The organism is Tenacibaculum profundi (genome assembly GCF_057162725.1).
In genome coordinates, this window is the sequence record NZ_CM169894.1 from 2,174,109 (window position 1) to 2,197,119 (window position 23,011).

Here is a 23,011-nt window from a genome sequence, read left to right on the forward strand (position 1 = left end):
TTTTTTAATAATATTTCCTTAAAGACACGAATATTCCTATCAATGATAGTATTGTTATTTTTTACATCAATGCTTATCGTTTATATAACCGTGCACCAATACGAAGAGCAAACAAAAGATTATAATGAATTACGTTTTGGCAGAAAAGAATCTGCTACGGTACATAATGTTCGTATTGAACTTGGCAAAACAACCTATCCTGTTACATCTGAAAATCTATCAAAAATATTTCAAGATAAAATTTATGAGATTGCTTCCATACATAAACTAACTATTTCAATGTATGACATGGACGGAAAATTACTTAAGTCATCAATTCCATACAACTTTGATAGGGCGAAAGAAATTCCTTTACCTAAAAAAACACTAAAAAATCTCGCAATTAATTCGAACCATAGGATTGTTAAAGATACTGTTATTGATGGCTTAAAACACCAGTCTTCTTTTGCATATATTAATGACGCTCGATTTAAAAGAATAGGTATTCTAGAGCTTCGTATTGCCCAAGATAATTCAAATCAAAAAAAAGAGCTTGAAGAATTTTTATCTAGACTATCATTGGTATACGGTTTAATGTTAGTACTAGCCATTGTTCTAGCCTACTTTCTTTCAAGTTACATCACTAGGTCAATTAAAACCATTGCTGAAAAAATCGAAGAAACTAGACTTAACCAACGTAACGAAAAAATAATTCTAAATGCGGCGAGCTCTGAGATTATCGCTCTTGTTAAATCATATAACAATATGATTGATCAACTTGAAGAAAGCGCTATAAAACTAGCAAAAAGTGAACGTGAAGAAGCATGGAAAGAAATGGCAAAACAAGTTGCTCATGAAATCAAAAACCCTCTTACTCCCATGCGACTTACTGTACAAAGTTTTGAAAGAAAATTCGATCCAGAAGAATCTAATATTAAAGAAAAAGTTGCTGAATATAGTCAAACACTTATTCAACAAATTGATGTTTTAAGCTCTATTGCTTCGGCTTTCTCTGATTTTGCTAAAATGCCAAAACAAAATAGAGAAAAATTAAACGTGCATGATGTTGTGAAACATGCTTTGGATATTTTTACCGAGGATTATATTGAATATATTTCTGAAGAAACTGAGCTGTATGCTAGTTTAGATAAAACACAACTAATACGAATTGTAACTAACTTAGTTAAAAACGCAACGCAAGCAATGCGAAATGATGGAACCATTCCTAAAATAGAAGTTAAGGTCACCTCTGAAGGGAATAGTATTAAAATTTCTGTTTCAGATAACGGAAAAGGAATTTTAGATCAGAATAAAGAGCTAGTATTTGAACCTAAATTTACTACAAAAACTAGTGGAATGGGACTAGGGCTTCCTATGGTAAAAAAAATAATTGAGACTTATGATGGCTCTATTAATTTTACCTCTACAAAAAATATAGGAACGGTTTTTAACGTAATTTTACCGAAAACATAGTGATTGAACTAAATTGAAAAATAAACTAAACATGAATTTCGAAAATATTTTAATTAAACAAAAAGATAAATTAGCTACTATTTTTATTAATAGACCAAAAAAGTTAAATGCATTAAATAAAAAAACTATAGAGGAACTTCATATAGCTTTTGAAACATTAGAAGATGACTCAAATATCAAAGTAATTATTATTACAGGAAACGGTGAAAAGGCATTTGTAGCAGGTGCAGATATTTCGGAATTTGCTAATTTTTCCTCTAATGAAGGTGCTTCCCTAGCGAGAAGAGGGCAAGAAATATTATTTAATTATATAGAAAATCTCTCAACACCAGTAATTGCAGCTGTAAACGGTTTTGCGTTAGGTGGTGGTTTGGAACTTGCAATGGCTTGTCATTTCAGAATAGCTTCTAATAATGCAAAAATGGGACTTCCCGAAGTTTCTCTTGGAGTTATTCCTGGCTATGGAGGAACGCAACGTTTGCCTCAGCTAATAGGAAAAGGTAAAGCCATGGAATTAATAATGACAGCAAGTATGATTGACGCAGTTGAAGCAAAAGATTATGGACTTGTAAATCACATCACTTCTCAAGATGAATTATTATCTCTAGCAGAAAAATTAGCTTCAAAAATTATGAAGAATTCATCTGTTGCTATTGGTTCAGCGATCAAAGCAATTAATGATAACTTTAAGGACGGAATTAATGGTTATGAAACCGAAATTGAAGTTTTTGGTGCTAGCTTTGATACGGAAGATTTTAAAGAAGGCACGACTGCTTTTTTAGAAAAAAGAACTCCTAATTTTCCAGGAATTTAAAAGATTTTTCACTAATAAACCATGATGATATTAAATCGGTTTTAATGATTTAATATCATCAAACTAAAAGTTTATTTTTTAATTAATAACACTTATTAATTAAATTATTATAAAATTCGTTAACAATACAATAGTTGCCTGTATTACAGAACGATTAGTATCTTACAACCAAAAATAGCACTTAAACTATGTATTTAAATGCTATTCTTTAATAAGGGGAAAAAAAGATTTTTCTTGGGAATATGTTTCAAACATAATGTTATTTTGTGAAAAATCAAAATTTAACATAAAATTTATGATGATTTAATGCTAATTTAACAAAATTCACCACTCCATTCTTTGTAAAATTGTTTCAAAAAACCTTCCATATATTGATGCCTCTTAAGCGCCATTTCTTTTCCAGTTTTTGTATTCATTCGGTCTTTTAATAATAATAATTTCTCGTAAAAGTGATTAATCGTAGGAGCTTCAGATTTTTTATATTCTTCTTTATTCATTTCTAATTTTGGCGAAATATCAGGATTGTAAAGCTCTCTATTTTTATATCCTCCATAATTAAAACACCTCGCAATACCAATAGCTCCTATTGCATCTAATCGGTCTGCATCTTGAATAACATCCAACTCAGAAGATTTAAAATTTTGCACGAAATTTCCACCTTTAAATGAGATATTCTCTATAATTTTTACAACATGGTCGATTACTGGCTTGTCTACATGCTGATCTTCCATAAAGAGCCTTGCTTTCTTTGGCCCTATGGTTTCATCTCCCTCATAAAATTTACTATCAGCAATATCATGAAGTAAAGCTCCTAAACCTACTATAAACTCATTTACATTTTCTTTTTTCGCTATGGTCAATGAGTTTTTATAAACACGTTCAGCATGAAAAAAATCATGCCCACTTTCTGCTCCGATTAATGTTTTTTTTACAAAAAGTTTTGTGTTTTCTATTATTATATTTTCATCCATTTTACAAAAATATCAAATCCCCACAATTTGTGATTTTTTAAGCTATAGAATTGTTTACGCGAAGAAGATAAATTCGAATTTAGCATAAAACAAAAAGCCTTGGGCAATATAACCCAAGACTTTATAATAGTTTTTATATTTTTTGAACTATGCTAATACATTGTTTTTTATTAGTTTATTAGTCACTAAATATTCAGCTATCTGAATTGTATTTGTTGCTGCCCCTTTTCTTAAGTTATCTGCAACAATCCACATATTTAAAGCATTTTCCCTTGATAAGTCTCTTCTAATTCTTCCAACGAAAACTTCATCTTTACCTTCTGCAAAGAAGGGCATTGGGTATTGATTGTTTTCAATATCATCCTGAACAATAACACCATCTGTACTAGAAAGAATTTTTCTGATATCTTCAATATCATAATTAGTATCGAACTCCAAATTAACAGCTTCTGAATGTCCACCGACAACTGGTATTCTAACAGCAGTGGCAGTGACCCCTATAGTTGGATCATTTAAAATTTTATGGGTCTCTCGAACCAATTTCAGTTCCTCCTTGGTATAACCAGCCTCTTCAAAAACATCACAGTGCGGTAATGCATTTTTATGAATTTGATAAGGATAAGCAGCATCTCCTTCAATCCCTTTTGATTCATTTTCTAACTGTCGTACTGCTTTTACCCCTGTACCTGTTATCGATTGATAAGTAGATACCACAATTCTATTAATCTTGTATTTTTGGTGCAAGGGAGCTAGTGCTAATACCATTTGAATTGTAGAACAATTCGGATTTGCAATTATTTTATCATTTTCTGTTAATTCTGTTGCATTAATCTCTGGAACTATTAATTTCTTTGTTGGATCCATTCTCCAAGCTGAAGAATTATCAATCACCGTAGTTCCTACTTCTGCAAATTTTGGGGCCCACTCCAATGATGTGTTTCCTCCTGCTGAAAATAAGGCTATATCTGGCTTCATAGAAACTGCTGTTTCTAAACCAACAACTGTATAATTGGTTCCGTTAAATTCTATTTGATTTCCAACTGAACGTTCAGAAGCAACAGGGATTAACTCTGTTACTGGAAAATTTCTTTCAGCTAACACCTGTAACATTACATTACCTACCATTCCGGTAGCACCTACGACCGCTACTTTCATTTTTATTAATTCTTTTAATAATCAAACAAAACCTTTTTAAAAAAACAAAGGTTTCTTTTCTAGTTTGACTTGTTATAAACATATAATTACAAAGGTTTAAAAAATTCGCTATACTTGTATGAATAATCTATTTTTTTTTAAGCTAAGTTTAAAATCTTATCAAAAAAGAAATTAATCGTCTTATTTTAAACAATCAGTTCAGAAAATCAGTACCTTTGGCTCGTTTTTTTAAACACCCAAAATTTTGTTTAACTTTAAAAAGTATAGCATGCAACTGTACAACAAGTTAAGCGCACAAGAACGCGCAAAATTAATTGACGAAGCGGGAGAAGACCGTCTTACCATTTCTTTTTATCAATATCACAAAATACAAAACCCAACCCTTTTCAGAAATAAATTATTTATTGAATGGAATAAACTAGGTATTTTAGGAAGAACTTATGTTTCTTATGAAGGTATTAATGCTCAAATTTCTATTTCAGCAAAGAAGTTCTTAGAACTAAAAGAGCAATTAGATAATATTTCATTCTTGAAAGATATCCGTTTGAATGTGGCGGTTGAGCAAGACAACAAATCGTTCTTGAAACTCAAAGTAAAAGTTCGTGATAAGATTGTTGCAGATGGATTAAATGATGAAACATTTGATGTAACTGATAAAGGTGTTCACTTATCGGCTAAAGAGTTTAACGAAATGCTAGCAGATCCTAAAACTGTTTGTGTGGATATGAGAAATCATTATGAAAGTGAAATTGGACATTTTGATGGAGCTATTACTCCAGATGTTGATACTTTTAGAGACTCTTTGGACATTATTGAAGAAGACTTAAAAGACCATAAAGAAGATAAAAATCTTTTAATGTATTGTACTGGTGGAATTAGATGCGAGAAAGCTTCCGCTTATTACAAACATAAAGGGTTTAAAAACGTATTTCAACTTGAAGGAGGAATTATTGAATATACGCGTCAAGTTAAAGAAGAAGAACTTGAAAATAAATTTTTAGGAAAAAACTTTGTTTTTGATCACAGACGTGCTGAACGAATTTCAGACGATATCATCTCAAATTGTCATCAATGTGGAAAACCTTGTGACACACACACGAATTGTGCAAACGAAGGATGTCATTTATTGTTTATCCAATGTGATGACTGTAAAACAAAAACTGACAATACTTGTTCTCAAGAATGTCAAGATATTATTCAGCTTCCTTATGAGAAACAAAAAGAAATTAGAAAGGGGAAGCACGCTAGCAATAAAATTTTTAAAAAGGGGCGTTCTGAGGTTTTAAAATACAAAAAATAAAGATTTAAAATCAACGTATTAAAATTAGAGCTCATACGCTATGAATTTGTATTAAAATAATCAAGAGCTTTTGGCTCTTGATTAATTATTTACTTTTAATTAGAATTAATATAAATACATTTTGCTTTAGTTTTTTTTACCTTTGTTATAGCACAATAGTGTGTATTTCGATAGTTTAATAATACTTTTTTTCTTGTGAAGAAGCGATTTCCTTTAATTGTTAAAATTTCAATCATATCTGTTTATTTAATTTTTTTAGCAGGCTCAATTGTCCGAATGACTGGTTCTGGAATGGGATGTCCTGATTGGCCAAAATGTTTTGGATACTACATTCCTCCCACTTCTGAAAAACAAATTACTTGGCAACCAAACTCATTTTATAAAAAAGGAATGATTATCGTAAAAGACAAGACGTTATTCGTTGCTCAAAACAACTTAAAAACTGGAAAAGAATTCAGCCTATCAAACTGGAAAAAATATACTAAACATAATTACGCTAAATTTAATAAATACCATACATGGACTGAGTATGTTAATCGATTAGCATCTGTATTATCTGGCTTCGTATTTCTTTTTTTAATTTATGCTGCCTCAAAATTCTGGAAAGAAAATAAATCTATCCCAATACTAACATACATCGCATTTTTTTTCATGCTTTTTGAAGCTTGGCTTGGTAAAACTGTAGTAGACACCAATTTAAAACCGACTGTTATAACAATACACATGATTGTTGGTTTGCTTATAATAGCGATCCTATTATGGCTTCATTTCATCGTCAAAGACACTGAAAAAAACTATAGAAAATACGATAACTTATTCAACAAATTACTTATTATATCAGTTATTTTTTCTTTAATTCAAATAGCACTAGGAACACAGGTTCGTCAATTTATAGATGAACAAATAAAACTAAGTGGCTTCGAAAATAAACAATACAGTTTGATGAACCCTAGCTTTAAGTTTTACTTTCACCGCTCTTTTACAATTGCCATTGTCTTAGTGAATTTAAGCCTATTCTATATAAACCAAGTCAAGAGTTTAGGTTATGATATTATTAATTGGGTGATATTTTTAATATTCTTAGAGGCTATTACGGGTATTTTAATGTATTACGCTGAATTTCCAATAGGTACACAAGCAACACACTTACTAGCTGGAGCTATTTTATTTGGTATGCAATTTTATCTTTGGTTACAAAGCAAAAAGTCATCGGTAAGTAAATCTAATATGTGATTTTATTAAAAAGATAAGAAGTCTAGTTGTAAAATTTTACGTATTGTTGTTTTGGTAAATTAATACATAAAATTTCTATCTCGTTTTTTATTATCTCCATTTTAAACTCTCCATCATTTTAACCATGTCTTTTTTAATATATTCGACAGCTGGAAAAATCGAATCATAATTAGGTTTAGCATAAAAAAACAAGGCGCCTTTAATAAAATGCTTTGCGCTATCTGTAGCATGAAACTGAACCTGAGAAGCGGCATTACCCTCTATTTGACATAACTTTCCATATACCTTATGATTTGTATTAGAAAAATCTCTCCAAATTATGTTATCTGCTTTTACAGTATGTTCAAAAACTAACTTTTCAGCCTCCATAAATAATTCTTTTAAATTATTATTTACCGGTCTGTATGTGATATCAACAGAAGCTTTTAAACCAGGATATACAATTTTTAACCAATTCTTCGGCAATGCTTTGACAGAGGTATTTTCGTCTATTTCGAATACATAAGGTCGGTCAACATCCAAATCTTGGTAATTTTGACTTGGATATTCTAAACTTAAGTACGCTTTTTGCTTTGGAATATTATCTTCCCGACAACTTATTAAGATTGTTGCTACAAACAACAATATAATTTTATACATTTCTGGTAACTTTTACTTGCTTTATACGTCGCTTGTCCAGCGCTTCAATTATAAACGTATAATTACTAAAATTTATTTTCTCTCCTTTCTTTGGAAACTTTCCTGATGCTTCTAAAATTAATCCCGCCAACGTTTCACTTTCTCCCTTTTCTTTTTCAAATTGATCCTCGTTATCATCTTCCATCACTCTACAAAAATCTTTAATAGTAATTTTACCCTCAAAAATATAATTATTCTCATCAAGTCTAGAGTAAAATAAATCATCATCATCAAACTCATCGTTTATATCCCCAACAATCTCTTCTATCACATCTTCCAAGGTAACAATACCACTTGTACCTCCATATTCGTCAACAACAATTGCCAAATGATTCTTTTTTTCCTGAAACTCTTTAAGTAAATCATCTAACTTCTTATTTTCAGGAACAAAAAAAGGTTTTCGAACTAAACTCTGCCACTTAAAATTTATTTTATCTAAGTGAACTAGCAAATCTTTCGCATACAGCACACCTATAATATTATCTATATTATCCTGATAAACAGGATTTCTGGAATAACCATTTTTCAAAATAATTTTCAAAACTTCTTCATAACTGGTGTCTTCAGAAATTGCACAAACATCTGTTCTTGGCTTCATAATTTGGATAGTTTCCGTATTTCCGAATGTAACAATTCCTTCTAAAATTTTTTGTTCTTCTTTTGATGTTGAATTATTTGAAGTTAATTCAAGTGCCTGTGATAGTTTTTCAACAGACAAGTTGTTATTTTTATTTCCAAGTTTATTTTCTATACTACCTGTTACTCTTATTAGAGGAACACTCAATGGAGTCAGTAATCTACTTAAAAAGTTTACTGGTTTTGCCATGATATTTGCAAAAACTAAAGCCTTTCTATTTGCATAAACTTTAGGTAATACCTCTCCAAAAAGTAAAATCAAAAAAGTTACTAAAATAACTTCAACAAAGAATCTCAACTCCTTTGACACCTCTTTCAGCAAAAACTCTCCAAGTGAAGCAAATAATAAGACTATTAAAATATTTATAAAATTATTTGCAATCAAAATAGTTCCTAAAAGTCGCTTAGGTCTATCCAGTAGTTTAACAATTGTGCTTTTTCCCTTTGTTTTTTCTTTCAAATCATCAATTTCTGTTTGTGATATTGAGAAAAAAGCTATTTCTGCTCCTGATATTAAGGCTGAACAAAGAAGTAATAAAATTAGTATAATTAGCTTAATAACAATTATCCAATCTATATTTAATAGTAAAAATGAAATCGGTTCGGGTTCTGAATCCAAAATTTATAATTTAATTATTCTAGAATGGTAAATCATCGTCTTCATTTGGAATTGATGAAATACTATTATCTCTAGTTCTAGTTGGTATAATTTTTTGGTCCATCTTGGATGATGGATTACTAGGGTCTTTTTTTGTTGACAAGAATGTCATGTCCTGAACATGAATCTCAGTTGTGTATCTTTTTTGACCATCTATTTCATATTGCCTATTTTTCAATCTTCCTTCAACATAAACTTTATCTCCTTTAACAAGATATTTTTCACATATTTCAGCTAATTTATTTCGTACAACAATATTATGCCATTCGGTATTTGTAACCCTTTCACCTGATTGACGATTAGTATACGTTTCATTAGTTGCTATTGGAAAACGACCAATCGAATTTCCTCCCTCAAAATAATGCATTTTAACCTCATCTCCTAAATGCCCAATTAAAATTACTTTATTCACTGTTCCTGCCATAGCCAACACATATTTTCTTTATAGTCAAAGATACAAAATTTACTCTCTAATAAATTAAAGGATGATAACATTATTCTTTTTGTACCAATGTTTTTCTGTACTCCTCTATAAATTTTTCTATTAAAACTGGTACTGGTTTTTCTAAAATTTGCGACCAATTCAAATTTGCTTGATCGTTTCTATTTACAGAAATAATCCAAAATTGTGTGTGTAAGTGCTGGTGTGAGAGTTTGTGAATTATAGTCTTTTTATTGAACTTGTTAATAACACACCCTTCTAAATTCATTTGATTGAAGCATGAATTTTCAACGAGCTCATCAGCACTAATAATTTTCTTAGTTTCAATAAGTGGAAATTGATAAAGCCCTTGCCAGATCCCTTTTGTTTTGCGCTCTTCTAAAATGGTTTTACCATCGTCAGTATTTAAAACTAAAAAATTAAAAAACCTCTTTCTAATTTTCACCTTCTTCTCCTTAATTGGTAATTCTTTAACAAGGTCATTCTTAAAAGCAATACATTCAACAGAAAGTGAACAGTTTTCACATAGTGGTTTTTGTGGTTTGCAATTCAGGGCGCCAAAATCCATTATCGCCTGATTATAATTACCAGGTTCATTCCTGCTAAGCAAACTTTGCGCTAAATTTTTAAACTCTTTTATTCCTGCCACTGAATTAATCGGTGTACGAATTCCAAACACTCTTGAAAGTACACGATATACATTTCCATCTACAACAGCCACGGGCTCATCAAAGCAGATCGATGCAATTGCGGAAGCTGTATACTCCCCAACTCCTTTTAATTTTAGCAAATCTTTATAATTGGAAGGAAATACTCCATCTAACTGGTAAGCGACATGTTTTGCTGTATGGTGTAAGTTACGGGCTCTAGAATAATACCCCAAACCTTGCCAAAGTTTTAGCACAGTGCTTTCTTCTGCATTGGCCAAATCAAACACTGTTGGAAAAGCTTCCTTAAATCGCTGGAAGTACGGTAAACCCTGGGAAACTCGCGTTTGTTGAAGCATTATTTCGCTTAACCAAACGCTGTAAGGGTTTTTTGTTTTTCTCCAAGGCAAGTCTCTTTTATTTTGTAAATACCAGATGGTTAACTTTTTATCAAAAAACATTTAATCAAATTAATCCAACAAAGTTAGTGTAATTTGGGTGTTTTTTTTTAAATTTAACCTTTTCCGGAATAGATTAATTATCATATCTTTGCCTCCGCAATTTTCGCAGAAAACAAATAAAAAAAATATTATATAATGACAAAAGCAGATATCGTATCTAAAATTTCAGACAAAAGTGGAATTGAAAAAGCAGATGTTTTAGCGACTGTAGAAGCATTTATGGATGAAGTTAAAGACGCATTAGAAAATGGAGACAACGTTTACTTAAGAGGTTTTGGAAGCTTTATAATTAAGAAAAGAGCTGAAAAGACTGGTAGAAACATTTCGAAAAACACTACCATAAAAATACCTGCACACAATATTCCAGCTTTTAAACCTTCAAAAGTATTTACAGAAGGAGTAAAAACTAAGGTAAGTGTTAAGTAATACAATCTTGCAAATAAATTATTAACCAAAAAATCAAAATAAAGATTTTTTTTTAAACCAGTTTAAATATGCCGAGCGGTAAAAAAAGGAAGAGAGCTAAGATCTCTACTCACAAAAGAAAAAAAAGAGCAAGAGCAAACCGTCATAAGAAAAAGTAAGCTTTCGCTTACTTTTTCAGTTTGCTTTATTTAGCTTAGAAAAGTTCATTGACATTAAGGTTTAAACACCTTAAAAGGTATTAAAATACCTGTTTACAAATTCATAATCCGTCTTCGTGTATTGTTTTACACGTAGGCTAAAAAATTATACTCAGATGAAAACAGAGTTAATTATTCGTTCAAATTCTTCTGATATTGATTTTGCCTTATTAAGAGATGGTAAACTTATTGAATTAAACAAAGAAACAAACGATAATAAATTTTCAGTTGGAGACATTTTCCTTGCAAAAATCGGAAAAGTAATGACTGGATTAAATGCAGCGTTCGTAAATGTTGGATACCCCAAAGATGGTTTTTTACACTACCACGATTTGGGTCCACAAGTACAATCTTTGAATAAATTCATGAAGAAAGTAAGCACAGGTAAATTTAAAGAATTCACTTTAAAAAACTTTCGCTTTGAAGAAGACATTGACAAAGATGGAAGTATTAAAAATGTACTAAAATCAGGTCAGAATTTATTAGTACAAATTGTAAAAGAACCGATTTCTACCAAAGGACCACGTATAAGTTCAGAGTTATCAATAGCGGGTAGATATTTAGTTTTAGTTCCTTTTTCCAATAGAATATCAGTTTCTCAGAAAATAGCTGATAATACAGAAAAAGAGCGCTTAAAAAGATTAGCAAAAAGTATAAAACCAAAAGGTTTTGGACTTATTTTACGTACTGTTGCTGAAGGAAAAAAAGTAGCAGAACTTGACAAAGATTTACAAAATTCACTAGATCGTTGGAAAAATATGTGTAAGCGAATTCCAAATTCAAATACACCAACAAAAATTTTAAGTGAATTAAATAGAGCATCTTCCATTTTAAGAGATGTTATGAATGATTCTTTTACAAGTATCGTAACAAACGATGAAGCTTTAGTTCAAGAAATTAAAGAATATTTAGGGGAAATTTTCCCCACAAAAGAAAATATTGTAAAACTTCATAGATCACAAGCCCCAATATTTGAAAAATATGGTATTGAGAGGCAAATAAAAACATCGTTTGGTAAAACAGTTTCTATGAGTAAAGGTGCTTATTTAGTAATTGAGCACACTGAAGCTTTACACGTTATCGATGTAAACAGCGGTAACAGATCAAATAAAGCTTTAAGTCAAGAAGAAACTGCTCTGGAAGTCAACTTAATTGCCGCATCAGAAATAGCAAGACAATTGCAATTAAGAGATATGGGCGGTATTATCGTAATTGATTTCATAGACATGAAAAGTTCTGAAAACAGACAAAAATTATACCAACATTTAAAAGAAGTAATGTCTTTAGACCGTACAAAACATAAAATCTTACCTCCTAGTAAGTTTGGTTTAGTACAAATTACAAGACAACGTGTAAGACCTGAACTACACATAAAAACAAGAGAACCCAACCCTAATAAAAATGGAGAAGTTGAAGCTCCTATAGTATTATTAGATAAGTTCGAATTCGAATTGGAAAAATTATTTAACAGAAAAGAAGGTTTTAAAAATGTTACGCTAAACGTGCATCCTTTTGTAGCTGGATATTTGACTAAAGGAATGAACTCAATTCGTTTTAAATGGTTCTTAAGATATAAAAAGTGGATAAAAATTTTACCAAGAGATGCTTACCTATACTTACAATATAAGTTTTCATATACTAAAAATAACAAGTAAGGTAAAGTCTTATTATGAAATTAACCCCCTTTCAAATAAATTGAGAGGGGGTTTTATTTTGTTTATCAATTTAAAAAAATAATACAAATGCTAAAAATCATCGAACGTATAATTCATTTATTTCAAATCAAATCCAATATCCGATCTGAAATTCATTTTATCAAAAGCTATTTTATCAATATTTCTATAAGATTTATCCAAAGCTTCCTCTATAGAATTTCCAAAAGATGTAATAGCCATTACTCTTCCTCCACTGGTAACAACTTTACCTTCTTGATCAGAAGTCGTACCTGCATGATATACGATCGAATCTTTTATTGAATCATATCCTGTGATTTCCTTTCCTTTTTCATAGGATTCTGGATATCCACCTGAGACCAACATTACTGTAGTTGCAGTTTGAGTCGTTACTGAATACGTTTTCATTTCCAACGTTTGATTAGCCACACCCTCAAATAAATCAACTAAATCCGATTGAATTCTTGGCAATACAACTTCAGTCTCTGGGTCTCCCATTCTAACGTTGTACTCAATAACAAAGGGCTTCCCATTAACATTCATCAAACCGATAAAAATAAATCCACGATAATCAATACCATCTAATTGTAATCCCTTAATAGTCGGTTTAATTATGGTTTCTTCTACCTTACTTAAAAACTGGTCATTTGCAAAGGGAACAGGCGAAATAGCTCCCATTCCCCCTGTATTTAATCCCGTATCTCCTTCACCTATTCTTTTATAGTCTTTTGCAGAAGGTAAAACTTTATAACTCTTACCATCTGTAAGTACAAAGACAGATAATTCTATTCCATCTAAGAACTCTTCAATTACTACTTTTGACGATGCTTTACCAAACTTATTATTGGACAGCATTTCCTCCAATTCGATTTTTGCTTCGTTTACATCATTTAAAATTAACACGCCTTTTCCTGCAGCTAAACCGTCTGCCTTTAAAACAAATGGAGGCTGTAATGTGTCGAGAAATAACTTCCCTTCCTCTAGCGTTTTACTTGTAAAAGATTTATACTTGGCGGTTGGTATTTGGTGTTTTTCCATAAACTGCTTGGAAAAATCCTTACTACCTTCCAACAAAGCGCCATCTTTTTTAGGACCAATGACTGAAACATTTCTCAAAGCTTCATCACCTAGAAAAAAATCGTGAATTCCTTCAACTAAAGGAGCTTCTGGACCTACCACAACCATATCAATATTGTTTTCCAACACCATCTCCTTCACTGCATGAAAATCAGTTAAACTAATTGATATATTAGTCGCTATTGTTTCGGTACCTGCGTTTCCAGGTGCTACAAATAAGTTATTAATTCTTTCACTTTCAGATATTTTTTTTGCAAAAGCATGTTCTCTACCTCCAGATCCTAATATTAAAATATTCATTTCTTGTGTGTTGTTTTGTTGGTGCAAATATAAGTATGACTGAATTAGTTCTCTTTATAATCATGTCCATTTTTTAAAATATTTATATGCTGATAAGAGATGGATTAAAAAAAGTTTTATTTGCTTTGAAGACCCCTTACGATGTATATGTTTTATCTGAACTTCAGGAAAATACAAAATTTGTTCATTATTCTGATAAATTTTTCTACACAAATCAGCATCTTCTAAATAAAGAAAATAACGTGTATCAAATCCAGATAAGCCAACAAATCTATTGGTCTTAAAAAGCATAAAACACCCATAAATAAATTCAGGCATAAAAGGCCTGGTTAAATCTAAGTTTCTATACTCTCTATTTTTAACATATTCGCTATTAATACCCAACCTTCTTGATAAAAGCTCCTTAATTGTTGGATGTTTACGACATGTATACTGTAATTGTCCATTATTATCAACAACTCTAGGAGCGATCATTATGATGTTTTTATTCGCTTTTAAAACACTTATTAACTTCTTAAGAATTGCTCCTTCAAACTCTACATCTGGGTTTAAAATAAGATGATAATCTGATTTATATTTTATTCTTTCTATAATTTGATTATGTGCTTTCCCAAAGCCTAAATTTTTATCATTTTTAATATATTTAATTTCCTGCTGCTCTTTAATAAAATGGCTCGGTTTCGGTGAATTATCAATAACATACATAATTTTGGAAAAAGGAATACTCAAAAAACTATTGATTATTTTACCTAAAACCACATTATTTTCATTAAAAATAACCATAGAACAAGTCAACTTAACTTTATTCATTTAGCACGCATTTTCATCTCCTTTCAAAAGGTTATAAATAGTTTTAATTATGATACTTATATCTAACCCTAATGATCTTTTTTTAATATAAAAAACATCTAGTCTAATTCTATTTTTTATATCTGCTTTTTTCCTAATTTTTCCTCTATATCCACTTACCTGAGCCAAACCTGTAATACCTGGCTTTACATCATGTCTGTGTATATAATTTTCGACTTCTTTTTGGTATTCTTGAGCCAATCTTTTCAGGTGAGGCCTTGGACCTACAACACTCATTGAACCATAAAGAACATTTAAAAATTGAGGAAGTTCATCTAAACTATTTCTTCTCAAAAACGCTCCAACTTTTGTAATTCTTTTATCGTTACTATCCGCACTTCTATTATCAGTAAGACTATTCGAATACATTGATCTAAATTTATAACAAATAAACTGTCTTCCATGGAGGCCTTCTCTATGTTGCTTAAATATAACTGGTCCTTGTGACTCTATTTTTATGAAAATAAATATTACTGGGTATAACCACGATAAAACAAAAACACATACTAATATTGAAAAAAATATATCAAATATTCTTTTTAGTAACCTACTTCTCATTAATTCAAAAGATGTATTTTCTACTTCATCACTACCTATTGACACCTCATGATTTTTTGATACTGCTTTTTCACCTACTAAACTACTTGAGAGAAATCTATACTTCCAGTCTTTTTTATTTTTTAACCAATGCTTTTCTTTCGACTTTATAGGTAATTCATTAAAATTTGAAGTTAAATATTTAAGCCCATTCGGCTTATTTTTTATTTGATACAAAAATCCTGCTGTTCGTAATGGGTTTGTACAAATTAATTCTATAATTATCCTGAACACCTCTTCCTCAAAATAAAAATTTGTTTTCAACAAAGGTCTATTTACAACAGTTCTATTTTTTAATATATAAAACTCAATAAAGGGTATAAAAAGTAGTAATAAAACAAGTGATACAAAGTCCCCTAATTCATTTTCTTTCAATACATTTTTAGCATAAAATAAAAAAAACACTAGATAATTAAAAATTAAAATAAGTAACCGAATTAAAGATGTGTTTAAACATAATTTAGCTACGAATACATATATACTCAAAAGGTAAATGATAAAAACTAAAGTAATAGCTTGCAGATAAAAAATCAAACCAGTATCGACTATTTTTGTAGAAACAAAAAACCCTATGATTAGCACAAATAAGACTTTGTATAAATAAATAGTCTTCTTATTTTTTGAACCGCTACATTTCATTTAAACTACTTTTTTATAGATATCCTGTAAAAGATGAATATTATCCTCTATTCTAAAAGATTTTTCAAACAATTTTCGTGAATTGTATTCCATCTGTTTCCTTTCATTGGTATTTTCTATTAACCAAATAATTTTTTCTGCAATTTCTTTTGCATTCTCAGGTAACTTATATCCATTAAAATTGTTTATTACTAAATCCTTATTACCGTCTACATCCGTCACAACACAAGCTTTAGATAAAGACAAAGCTTCTAATAATGAATATGGCAACCCTTCATACTTTGAGGTAGATACATATAACAATGCATTTTTAAGAATTTGTAGTACTTCTTCTCTTCCTGTCCAATTCATTAAAAAAACATCATTTATTAAATTCTTATCTCTAATAACTTTATTTATTTTTGCCAAAAAGGGTGAATAAAAGCCTACCCCAAGAACAACGAGTTTAAATGACTTACCTCTCTTTTTTATTTCTTCGAATACATCTATTAACAAAAGTGGATTTTTCTGGAAAGACAACCTCCCAATTGAACATATATAATTCTCAGTAAGTTTTGACGTATTTTTTAATTTTAGAAAAAGACTTGGATCTTTGATAGAATTTCTCCAAATAAACACTTTATTTTTTTTAAAATTCAGATCAAAAACAGCTCTGTGGTACTCGGATTCTGAGCAACATAAAATACTTGACGGAAACCGTACAAAAGATTTCTCTATTAAGAGAAATAACAATTTTTTAAATACAGAACCTGAACTAAGATAAGAAAACGCGTGGGGCGTATATAGAGTTGAAATGCCTAGATAAGCACCTATTAATCTACCGAAAAAACCTGCCTTAGCACTATGACAATGTATTACATCTGGTTGTATTTGCTTTACCTTTTTTAGTATAGAAAACAAACATATTATATCAGACAAAGGAGAAACCTCTCTTCTTAAATTAATGTGTGAAAAGTTATTGTTATTTATGGTTTTATCTTTTATAAAGCTTAAATCATCTTTATAATTACAGAGTATTAAATTCTTAAATTGATTTTTATCTAAATGCTCATTTAACAACTGAATATAAGTACCTATTCCTCCAAGAGGCCTGGCAATATGAAGAATTTTAATCATTGTTTATCTTCTTTTTTATACTTAAAAGGTATTAAAAAAATTAGAAGATAGGTTCCTAATTGTCGATTTAAAAGGTTTTCTATTGTTAAAAAAATAATTGTAAAAAATATAACGATCCTTTGTTCAAAACTTAATTTTTTTTTGAAAAACCAAAAAAAACAAAGGCATAAAAACAAACTTAACCCCAATAAACCATTTTTTAAAAAAACATCCAAAAACTGATTGTGCATATTAAAATTCATTTTGAGATAGTAATCTCTTTTTGATTTTTTATCTATTATTTCATAATAGCATTGAAGCAAATTTTTTTGAACCTCTTTTATTTCAGAAAATCCAAATAACAAAGAAAAACTGTCAAACTTTTGTTGTTCAAATCCACACTTCCAAATAGTAAATCTCGGTTCGTAATCTTTTAACTTATTAACTGTTGTTTTTATAGACCCACCCACGTAGAATCGTTCTTTAATATTTTTATTTCCTAATAGAAAAATCAATCCTAAACAAAATATACATACACCCCAAGTTTTTATTTTTTTAAAATTTCTTTTTTTGAAAACTATACGTATAAAATAACAGCAAATCATCATCAATGCTAGGCGAGCTGTAATTAAATATATAAACGTTACTAATATAATTTGACATAAAGTAAATAAGACGTTTGTTCTCACATTTTTTCTTAGTTTCATGAACTTACTCAAAAAGATAATAGATATAACACACATGAAACCAATGTATGGCCTATCTATTATTATCAACTCATTAATACCTGACGTGTTCCCAAATGGGATCACATCATTTAAAAAATAATAGTTTACAATTCTATATATAGCTCTAAAAACAGCTGATAAGGTGCCTAAAACAAAACCTATTTCTAGCCATATGTAATTATGTATATTTATCCCCACAACTAATACAAAAATCAGTAGTAAAGAAAATTTATATTCGGTTATATCATTCGGTTGTTCAGTTAGTAAAATATCTTTGAAAAGAGAAATACATCCAAATGCAAACGCAACCCCTATGTAATTTGAGAACCAAATAGTATTTTTTCTCTGCAAAATGAATAGAACAATTATTAACACCAATAATATGTTTGGAATTGCCATCGAAAGAGGTAAGAAAAACATAAGAAGAGCTGTTATAAAGTTGGTTGTGTTAGCTAGTTTTTTTTCCACATCTTAAATATACTTTTAACTGATTCTGTTACTTTATTTGGAGTTATATACAGAATCAGGCTTCTTAATAACCCATAAATAGGATATATTCCGAAATAAAAATTATCAAGAATAATTCTTATTCTACTTTTTATCTGTTCTTTCCTAAATTTACGTGAAATTCCGTTATTATTGGCTTCGCAACTGACTAAAAACCTATTTAAATTTGCTACTTTAAATTCCTTTAAAATTTTAAAAAAAAAAGCATAATCTTCAGCAGCTTTATATTTTGTTGGGTATACTCCTATTTTTTTAATTATCGACAATTTAAACATTATCGAAGGGTGGATATGCATTGCATTTAAATACATTTTTTTTCTGATAAATCTGTCTTTAGTTGGCAAGCGTAGTCTATGTATCATTACCCCTTCCTTATTCACAAAATTAACGTATGATCCAACCAAGACTATGTCGCTATTTTTATCTAAAAACTCCTCTTGAATTTTAAACCTATTTCCAATACATACATCACCACAATCAAGTCTTGCTAAATATTTATAATTCATAGAAAACGCTATACTTAATCCATAATTTAATGCCTCTTCTATTCCCTTATTATAATTTAAATATCTGAAGAAAATTTGCCCTTTCGCATTAAAGTTTTCTGTAATCTGAAATTCATTAATATCAAAAAAACTACCATCATCAACTACTAAAACATCTATATTCTCTCCTTCATTTATTGAATGAATTGATTTTATCAAGCCTTCTTGGTTGTTAAAATGAGGAATTAATAATAGTGTTTTATTCATTAACTAAATATTTCCCATTATAAATAAAAAGAGAAAGACAAATCCAAAAACCATAAAGTCTAAAACTATCAAATTGAAACCAATTTATTGTAAAGCCTACAAAAGATACATAAATAATAATAGACAATACGCGTTGTTCATTAAATTGGGATAAAATTCTTTTTTTTGATATATATATGAGAATAAAAATAAAACTTATAAAAATCATAGTGCCAACTAATCCTGTTTCTGCAAGTAATCTAGTATACATATTAAAACCAGGAGGAAAAGATTTTTTCAATTGATTTAAATACGACTCTTTAAATTCATAATTTTCCTTTGTTGCCCACATTGGGTACCTATCTATAGAATGATATGTTTGTTGTCCGAAACCTACCCCTAAAATTGGATTTTCACTAAACACTAATAATGAAGCATATTGAATTCCAAATCTTGATTTATTGGAGACATTTGTGTCAATATTTTTCTTAAAATTTAATGTTTGTATTTTTTTCTCTATCGCCGGAATAATTTTTGAATGGTTAAACGAAAGTAGAATTGTAAAAAACATAAAATTGATTAAAATAAATCTCTGTAAAATATTTTGAAACTTTTTACTAACAGAAAAAGTAATCCATAAGAATGCACTCAATTGCAATGAAACTACAATAAAAGCTGTTCTTGATCCTGAAAAAAAAGTAAGTAACATAATTAGAATACTTGGTATATACCTTGAGAATCCTTTTTCTGTCACTATGTAACTAAACATCCATCCGGACACTGTTATTAAATAAATAGCTAAAAATGGGGGTTCATAGGAAACAGATGAAATTCTTCCAAAAGTTGTATCTAAATAAACATCTGTAAAAGGAAAATAATTAAATAAAAATAGAAAATCTTTGAATGCCAAAATTTTAAAATAAACAATTAAACATTCAAAAAAACCATAAAATACTACCACAATAAAAGAATAAAGAAACGCTTTCCTAAATTTAAAAAGAACTTGTTTTACGGAATATCTTATTGTAATCGCATGACAGACTAAAAACACCAAGATCATCAACAATAATGCTATAAACTGCCTTAAAAACCTATTCAATCCAGAGGTTTGCTTATAGTAGTTATCTAAAACCGAAATGAAATTTACACCAATGCTAAATATTAAGCACATAACAAATAACAGTAATATTTGGAAATAAATACTTTTAATCGGAACAACTATTTTTCGTTTAAGCATTACTTCAAGGAAACAAAATAGTATGCTTGCTAAAAAAAATAAAATAGCAGCATCTCTTCTATATTCTCCTAGAAAAGAAATACCTCTATAAGAATTAAAAGGGATAAAAAAAACCCCTAAAAAAAATAAGACCGTGTATATTTTTCTCAGAGATATATTCATTTTTTAATACTTTTAAAAATAATAAAAGATGCAATCACAGAACCCAAGTTAATTATAATCTGAGATAGAAGCGTAGATGTTGCGGCTATAACTGTCCCATACTTTTCTATAAATAAAGTATTTAATAAAATATTTATTCCTATTGCTAAAACAGCAATTGTGAATAAAACCTTATATTTTTTGTAAGCTATTAAAAAAGAAAAAGGTAGTGAAGAGTAAGTAATATAAGAACCAAATAAAAGAATAGTTGTGTTTATAATCGATTCTTTATAATCAATGTATACATAATTCAATAAAATATAATTAGCTACTAAAAAAAGAATAAAGATACAGGTTGAAAAAAGTAATACTTTTCTAACTTTTTCTTTTACATAGAAAGCATACGCATTTTTTTTCACTATTTCTATCTGCTTAATATTTAGAACCGTAAACATTGGCACAACTAGCATTAATGACATATTATAAACTTTTAAAGAAAAAGAATACAGTCCTAAGTCTCTTTCGGTAAGAGATTTACTTACAAAATACGAATCTAAAAAAGAAAATATAGGAATAAACGCTGTATAAAAAATTAAGTACCTGGATTTATAAAAAAGATTTTTCAGTGTTGAAAAGCTAACATCAAAAAAAATAAAATCTTTATTTATATAAATTGGTACTAATAATAACATGGTCAAAAAGGCAATGCTATAATTTACTTTCAACAAAAAAATATAATCATAATTTTCATAAATGCAGAAGTATGTTATGGTACTAAAAAAAATACTTATTTGTCTAAAAACATCAATTAATCCATAATTTAAAAAAGATTCATAAGTGTTTAAAAAAGACTTTAACATTACACTCATAAGAAAAGTAAAACCAAATAGCATAAAAACTTCAACATTTAATGGTAATTTTAAAAAGTAAAGTACTCCGTAAAAAACAGGCAATAAAATGAGACTAATTGAAAAAATACCTAGATTGTATTTCTTAAAAGATTCTGTTTTAAAATCAACTAAGTAAGATGCAGTGAATGGGTCAACAATCACCCCCATTAAATTAAGGACAATAAGAAAATAACTATACTTTCCAAATTGTTCAAGACTAAGAAACTCAATTATTATTATAAAAGTTAAGAGTCCAATGGCTTTAGCAACAACATGTGCTGAAAATATTTGAACAATACTTTTTATCATTTACACTTGGTTAAAAACATCAATTAGTGCTTCTGCTTTTTTATCCCAACTGTATATCTTAGATTTTTTTAAGTTTCTAAAAGCCATATTGTTTAAATTATTATCGGTTTTGTCAAAATGAATCAGCTTTTCTGAAAAAGATATTACTGTATTACACTCATAATAATGAATATCAGGCAGTAGATCATCAAATCCTCTCATGCTCTCTTTTGTTGCAATAATAGGCTTTCCAACAGCCAAATAATCACATATCTTATTTCTTACTCCACCACATACAGCATTGAGAGGATAAGTAGCAATGCAAACATCAGCTATATTTAACCATTCATTGTAATCTTTAACGTATCCCGTAAAAATGACATTATCTAAACTTATCTTGGGTGTCTTTCCTCCACCTAAAATTAAAAATTTAATATCGTTCCTTTTCTTCCTAACTTTTTCAGCTACCTCAAATAAAAACTCCATTGCCAACTCGTTACTCACAAAACCATTTCTCGGATTGGGGAACATAGCTAGTACATTATTTTTCTTATCTAGCCTATACTTTTCTAGTTTAGCTTTATCAAAAGTATCTACTTTACTTATTACTGATGTGTCCGTAGCATTTTTAATAACTATGATTTTTTCTTGGTCTATGGAATAATAGTTAACTAAAAGGTTTTTTGTTTCTTCGGACACTGTAATAATTTTATCAGATTTTTCACATATAAACCTCTCAAGGTAAGGAACAAGAAATATTCTAAGTCGTTCTTTTAAGTGCTTGTTTGGTTGATATTTTAACTCAAAATACTCACAAGAATGAAAATCGACGTAAAATGGTAATCTAGGGTTCATCAATTTTACAAAAGACCCAATAATACCATAAAGCAACTGATGAGTATAAAGTATCTTAAACTCTTTTTTCTTTATACTCTTATTAATTTTTTGAACAACTTTCCAAATTGATAATGGTCTTGAAAAAGATAACGAACTTGGTAATTTTTCATACTTAATATTATCTTTTAATTCCTCTAGCAAGCAAAAATGAGTTACGCGGAAGCAAGAACTCAAATACCTTCCTAAGAAATAAGGTCTTGTTGAATCTCCATATTTTTCTGAAGAAATATTCGATAAAATCAATAGCTCTTTCAATCTAATAGTAAATCTACTCTAAGATACTATTTATCGT

At 29.3% G+C, this 23,011-nt stretch carries 22 protein-coding genes; 7 read left to right on the forward strand and 15 right to left on the reverse strand.

The window, feature by feature from the left end; all coding sequences use genetic code 11:
* Positions 1–42: 42 nt before the first annotated feature.
* The gene (locus tag AC2GW8_RS08835) at positions 43–1,452 is read left to right on the forward strand and encodes a sensor histidine kinase (protein ID WP_440879511.1); all 1,410 of its coding nucleotides are present in this window, start codon (positions 43–45) and stop codon (positions 1,450–1,452) included.
* 31 nt (positions 1,453–1,483) lie between these two features.
* Entirely contained in the window at positions 1,484–2,266 is a 783-nt protein-coding gene (locus AC2GW8_RS08840) for an enoyl-CoA hydratase/isomerase family protein (protein ID WP_440879512.1), read from the forward strand.
* 314 nt (positions 2,267–2,580) lie between these two features.
* On the opposite strand, the gene AC2GW8_RS08845 is transcribed toward AC2GW8_RS08840, so the two are convergent.
* Positions 2,581–3,237: an HD domain-containing protein gene (locus AC2GW8_RS08845; protein WP_440879513.1), complete on the reverse strand. Its 657-nt coding sequence runs from the start codon at positions 3,235–3,237 to the stop codon at positions 2,581–2,583.
* 147 nt (positions 3,238–3,384) lie between these two features.
* Entirely contained in the window at positions 3,385–4,392 is a 1,008-nt protein-coding gene (locus AC2GW8_RS08850; RefSeq protein WP_440879514.1) for an aspartate-semialdehyde dehydrogenase, read from the reverse strand.
* 268 nt (positions 4,393–4,660) lie between these two features.
* Here AC2GW8_RS08850 and trhO point away from each other — a divergent pair, with 268 nt between their 5' ends.
* Both trhO and AC2GW8_RS08860 read left to right on the forward strand, forming a co-directional pair.
* The gene (gene trhO, locus AC2GW8_RS08855) at positions 4,661–5,692 is read left to right on the forward strand and encodes an oxygen-dependent tRNA uridine(34) hydroxylase TrhO (RefSeq protein WP_440879515.1); all 1,032 of its coding nucleotides are present in this window, start codon (positions 4,661–4,663) and stop codon (positions 5,690–5,692) included.
* A 195-nt stretch (positions 5,693–5,887) separates the two neighbouring features.
* Positions 5,888–6,925: a COX15/CtaA family protein gene (locus AC2GW8_RS08860; protein ID WP_440879516.1), complete on the forward strand. Its 1,038-nt coding sequence runs from the start codon at positions 5,888–5,890 to the stop codon at positions 6,923–6,925.
* Positions 6,926–7,015: 90 nt separating this feature from the next.
* Here AC2GW8_RS08860 and gldD read toward each other — a convergent pair whose 3' ends face one another.
* The 4 genes from gldD to mutY all read right to left on the reverse strand — a co-directional run bounded on the left by gldD (position 7,016) and on the right by mutY (position 10,447).
* The gene (gene gldD, locus AC2GW8_RS08865; protein WP_440879517.1) at positions 7,016–7,564 is read right to left on the reverse strand and encodes a gliding motility lipoprotein GldD; all 549 of its coding nucleotides are present in this window, start codon (positions 7,562–7,564) and stop codon (positions 7,016–7,018) included.
* Positions 7,557–8,858, reverse strand: coding sequence for a gliding motility-associated protein GldE (gldE, locus tag AC2GW8_RS08870; protein WP_440879518.1), 1,302 nt, complete (start codon positions 8,856–8,858; stop codon positions 7,557–7,559). Before gldE ends, gldD begins: the two co-directional genes overlap by 8 nt.
* Positions 8,859–8,877: 19 nt before the next feature.
* Positions 8,878–9,321 carry a single-stranded DNA-binding protein gene (locus AC2GW8_RS08875; RefSeq protein WP_440879519.1) on the reverse strand — a complete coding sequence of 148 codons (444 nt, stop codon included), beginning with the start codon at positions 9,319–9,321 and terminating at the stop codon, positions 8,878–8,880.
* Between the two features lie 70 nt (positions 9,322–9,391).
* Complete coding sequence (gene mutY, locus AC2GW8_RS08880) at positions 9,392–10,447, reverse strand: A/G-specific adenine glycosylase (RefSeq protein WP_440879520.1); 1,056 nt, start codon at positions 10,445–10,447, stop codon at positions 9,392–9,394.
* Between the two features lie 135 nt (positions 10,448–10,582).
* On the opposite strand from mutY, the gene AC2GW8_RS08885 reads away from it, so the two are divergent.
* Positions 10,583–10,873 (forward strand): HU family DNA-binding protein, encoded by a 291-nt coding sequence (locus AC2GW8_RS08885; RefSeq protein WP_408029324.1) that lies wholly within the window; start codon positions 10,583–10,585, stop codon positions 10,871–10,873.
* A 313-nt stretch (positions 10,874–11,186) separates the two neighbouring features.
* Entirely contained in the window at positions 11,187–12,725 is a 1,539-nt protein-coding gene (locus AC2GW8_RS08890) for an Rne/Rng family ribonuclease (protein WP_440879521.1), read from the forward strand.
* Between the two features lie 117 nt (positions 12,726–12,842).
* Here the strand turns inward: AC2GW8_RS08890 and purD are convergent, their stop codons facing one another.
* From purD to AC2GW8_RS08915, 5 genes are all read right to left on the reverse strand, one after another.
* Positions 12,843–14,120, reverse strand: coding sequence for a phosphoribosylamine--glycine ligase (purD, locus tag AC2GW8_RS08895; protein WP_440879522.1), 1,278 nt, complete (start codon positions 14,118–14,120; stop codon positions 12,843–12,845).
* A 60-nt stretch (positions 14,121–14,180) separates the two neighbouring features.
* Positions 14,181–14,930 carry a glycosyltransferase gene (locus AC2GW8_RS08900; protein ID WP_440879523.1) on the reverse strand — a complete coding sequence of 250 codons (750 nt, stop codon included), beginning with the start codon at positions 14,928–14,930 and terminating at the stop codon, positions 14,181–14,183.
* Positions 14,931–15,830 (reverse strand): sugar transferase, encoded by a 900-nt coding sequence (locus AC2GW8_RS08905; RefSeq protein ID WP_440879524.1) that lies wholly within the window; start codon positions 15,828–15,830, stop codon positions 14,931–14,933.
* Positions 15,831–16,205: 375 nt separating this feature from the next.
* Positions 16,206–17,321, reverse strand: a complete 1,116-nt coding sequence (locus AC2GW8_RS08910) for a glycosyltransferase (protein ID WP_440879525.1) — start codon at positions 17,319–17,321, stop codon at positions 16,206–16,208.
* Complete coding sequence (locus AC2GW8_RS08915; protein ID WP_440882197.1) at positions 17,318–18,427, reverse strand: O-antigen ligase family protein; 1,110 nt, start codon at positions 18,425–18,427, stop codon at positions 17,318–17,320. The genes AC2GW8_RS08910 and AC2GW8_RS08915 overlap by 4 nt, the downstream gene beginning before the upstream one ends.
* On the opposite strand from AC2GW8_RS08915, the gene AC2GW8_RS08920 reads away from it, so the two are divergent.
* Positions 18,381–18,503, forward strand: coding sequence for a hypothetical protein (locus tag AC2GW8_RS08920; protein ID WP_440882231.1), 123 nt, complete (start codon positions 18,381–18,383; stop codon positions 18,501–18,503). The two genes, AC2GW8_RS08915 and AC2GW8_RS08920, sit on opposite strands and share 47 nt — an antisense overlap.
* Here AC2GW8_RS08920 and AC2GW8_RS08925 read toward each other — a convergent pair.
* Genes AC2GW8_RS08925 through AC2GW8_RS08940 form a run of 4 tightly spaced genes read right to left on the reverse strand, consistent with a single transcriptional unit; the run spans position 18,481 to position 22,974 of the window.
* The gene (locus AC2GW8_RS08925; protein ID WP_440879526.1) at positions 18,481–19,287 is read right to left on the reverse strand and encodes a glycosyltransferase family 2 protein; all 807 of its coding nucleotides are present in this window, start codon (positions 19,285–19,287) and stop codon (positions 18,481–18,483) included. The genes AC2GW8_RS08920 and AC2GW8_RS08925 overlap by 23 nt on opposite strands.
* A complete protein-coding gene (locus AC2GW8_RS08930; protein ID WP_440879527.1) occupies positions 19,280–20,665 on the reverse strand; it encodes an O-antigen ligase family protein in 1,386 nt (461 codons plus the stop codon). Before AC2GW8_RS08930 ends, AC2GW8_RS08925 begins: the two co-directional genes overlap by 8 nt.
* On the reverse strand, positions 20,662–21,843 hold the full coding sequence (locus AC2GW8_RS08935) for an MATE family efflux transporter (RefSeq protein ID WP_440879528.1): 1,182 nt from the start codon (positions 21,841–21,843) through the stop codon (positions 20,662–20,664). The genes AC2GW8_RS08930 and AC2GW8_RS08935 overlap by 4 nt, the downstream gene beginning before the upstream one ends.
* The gene (locus AC2GW8_RS08940) at positions 21,844–22,974 is read right to left on the reverse strand and encodes a glycosyltransferase family 4 protein (protein WP_440879529.1); all 1,131 of its coding nucleotides are present in this window, start codon (positions 22,972–22,974) and stop codon (positions 21,844–21,846) included.
* Positions 22,975–23,011 lie beyond the last annotated feature (37 nt).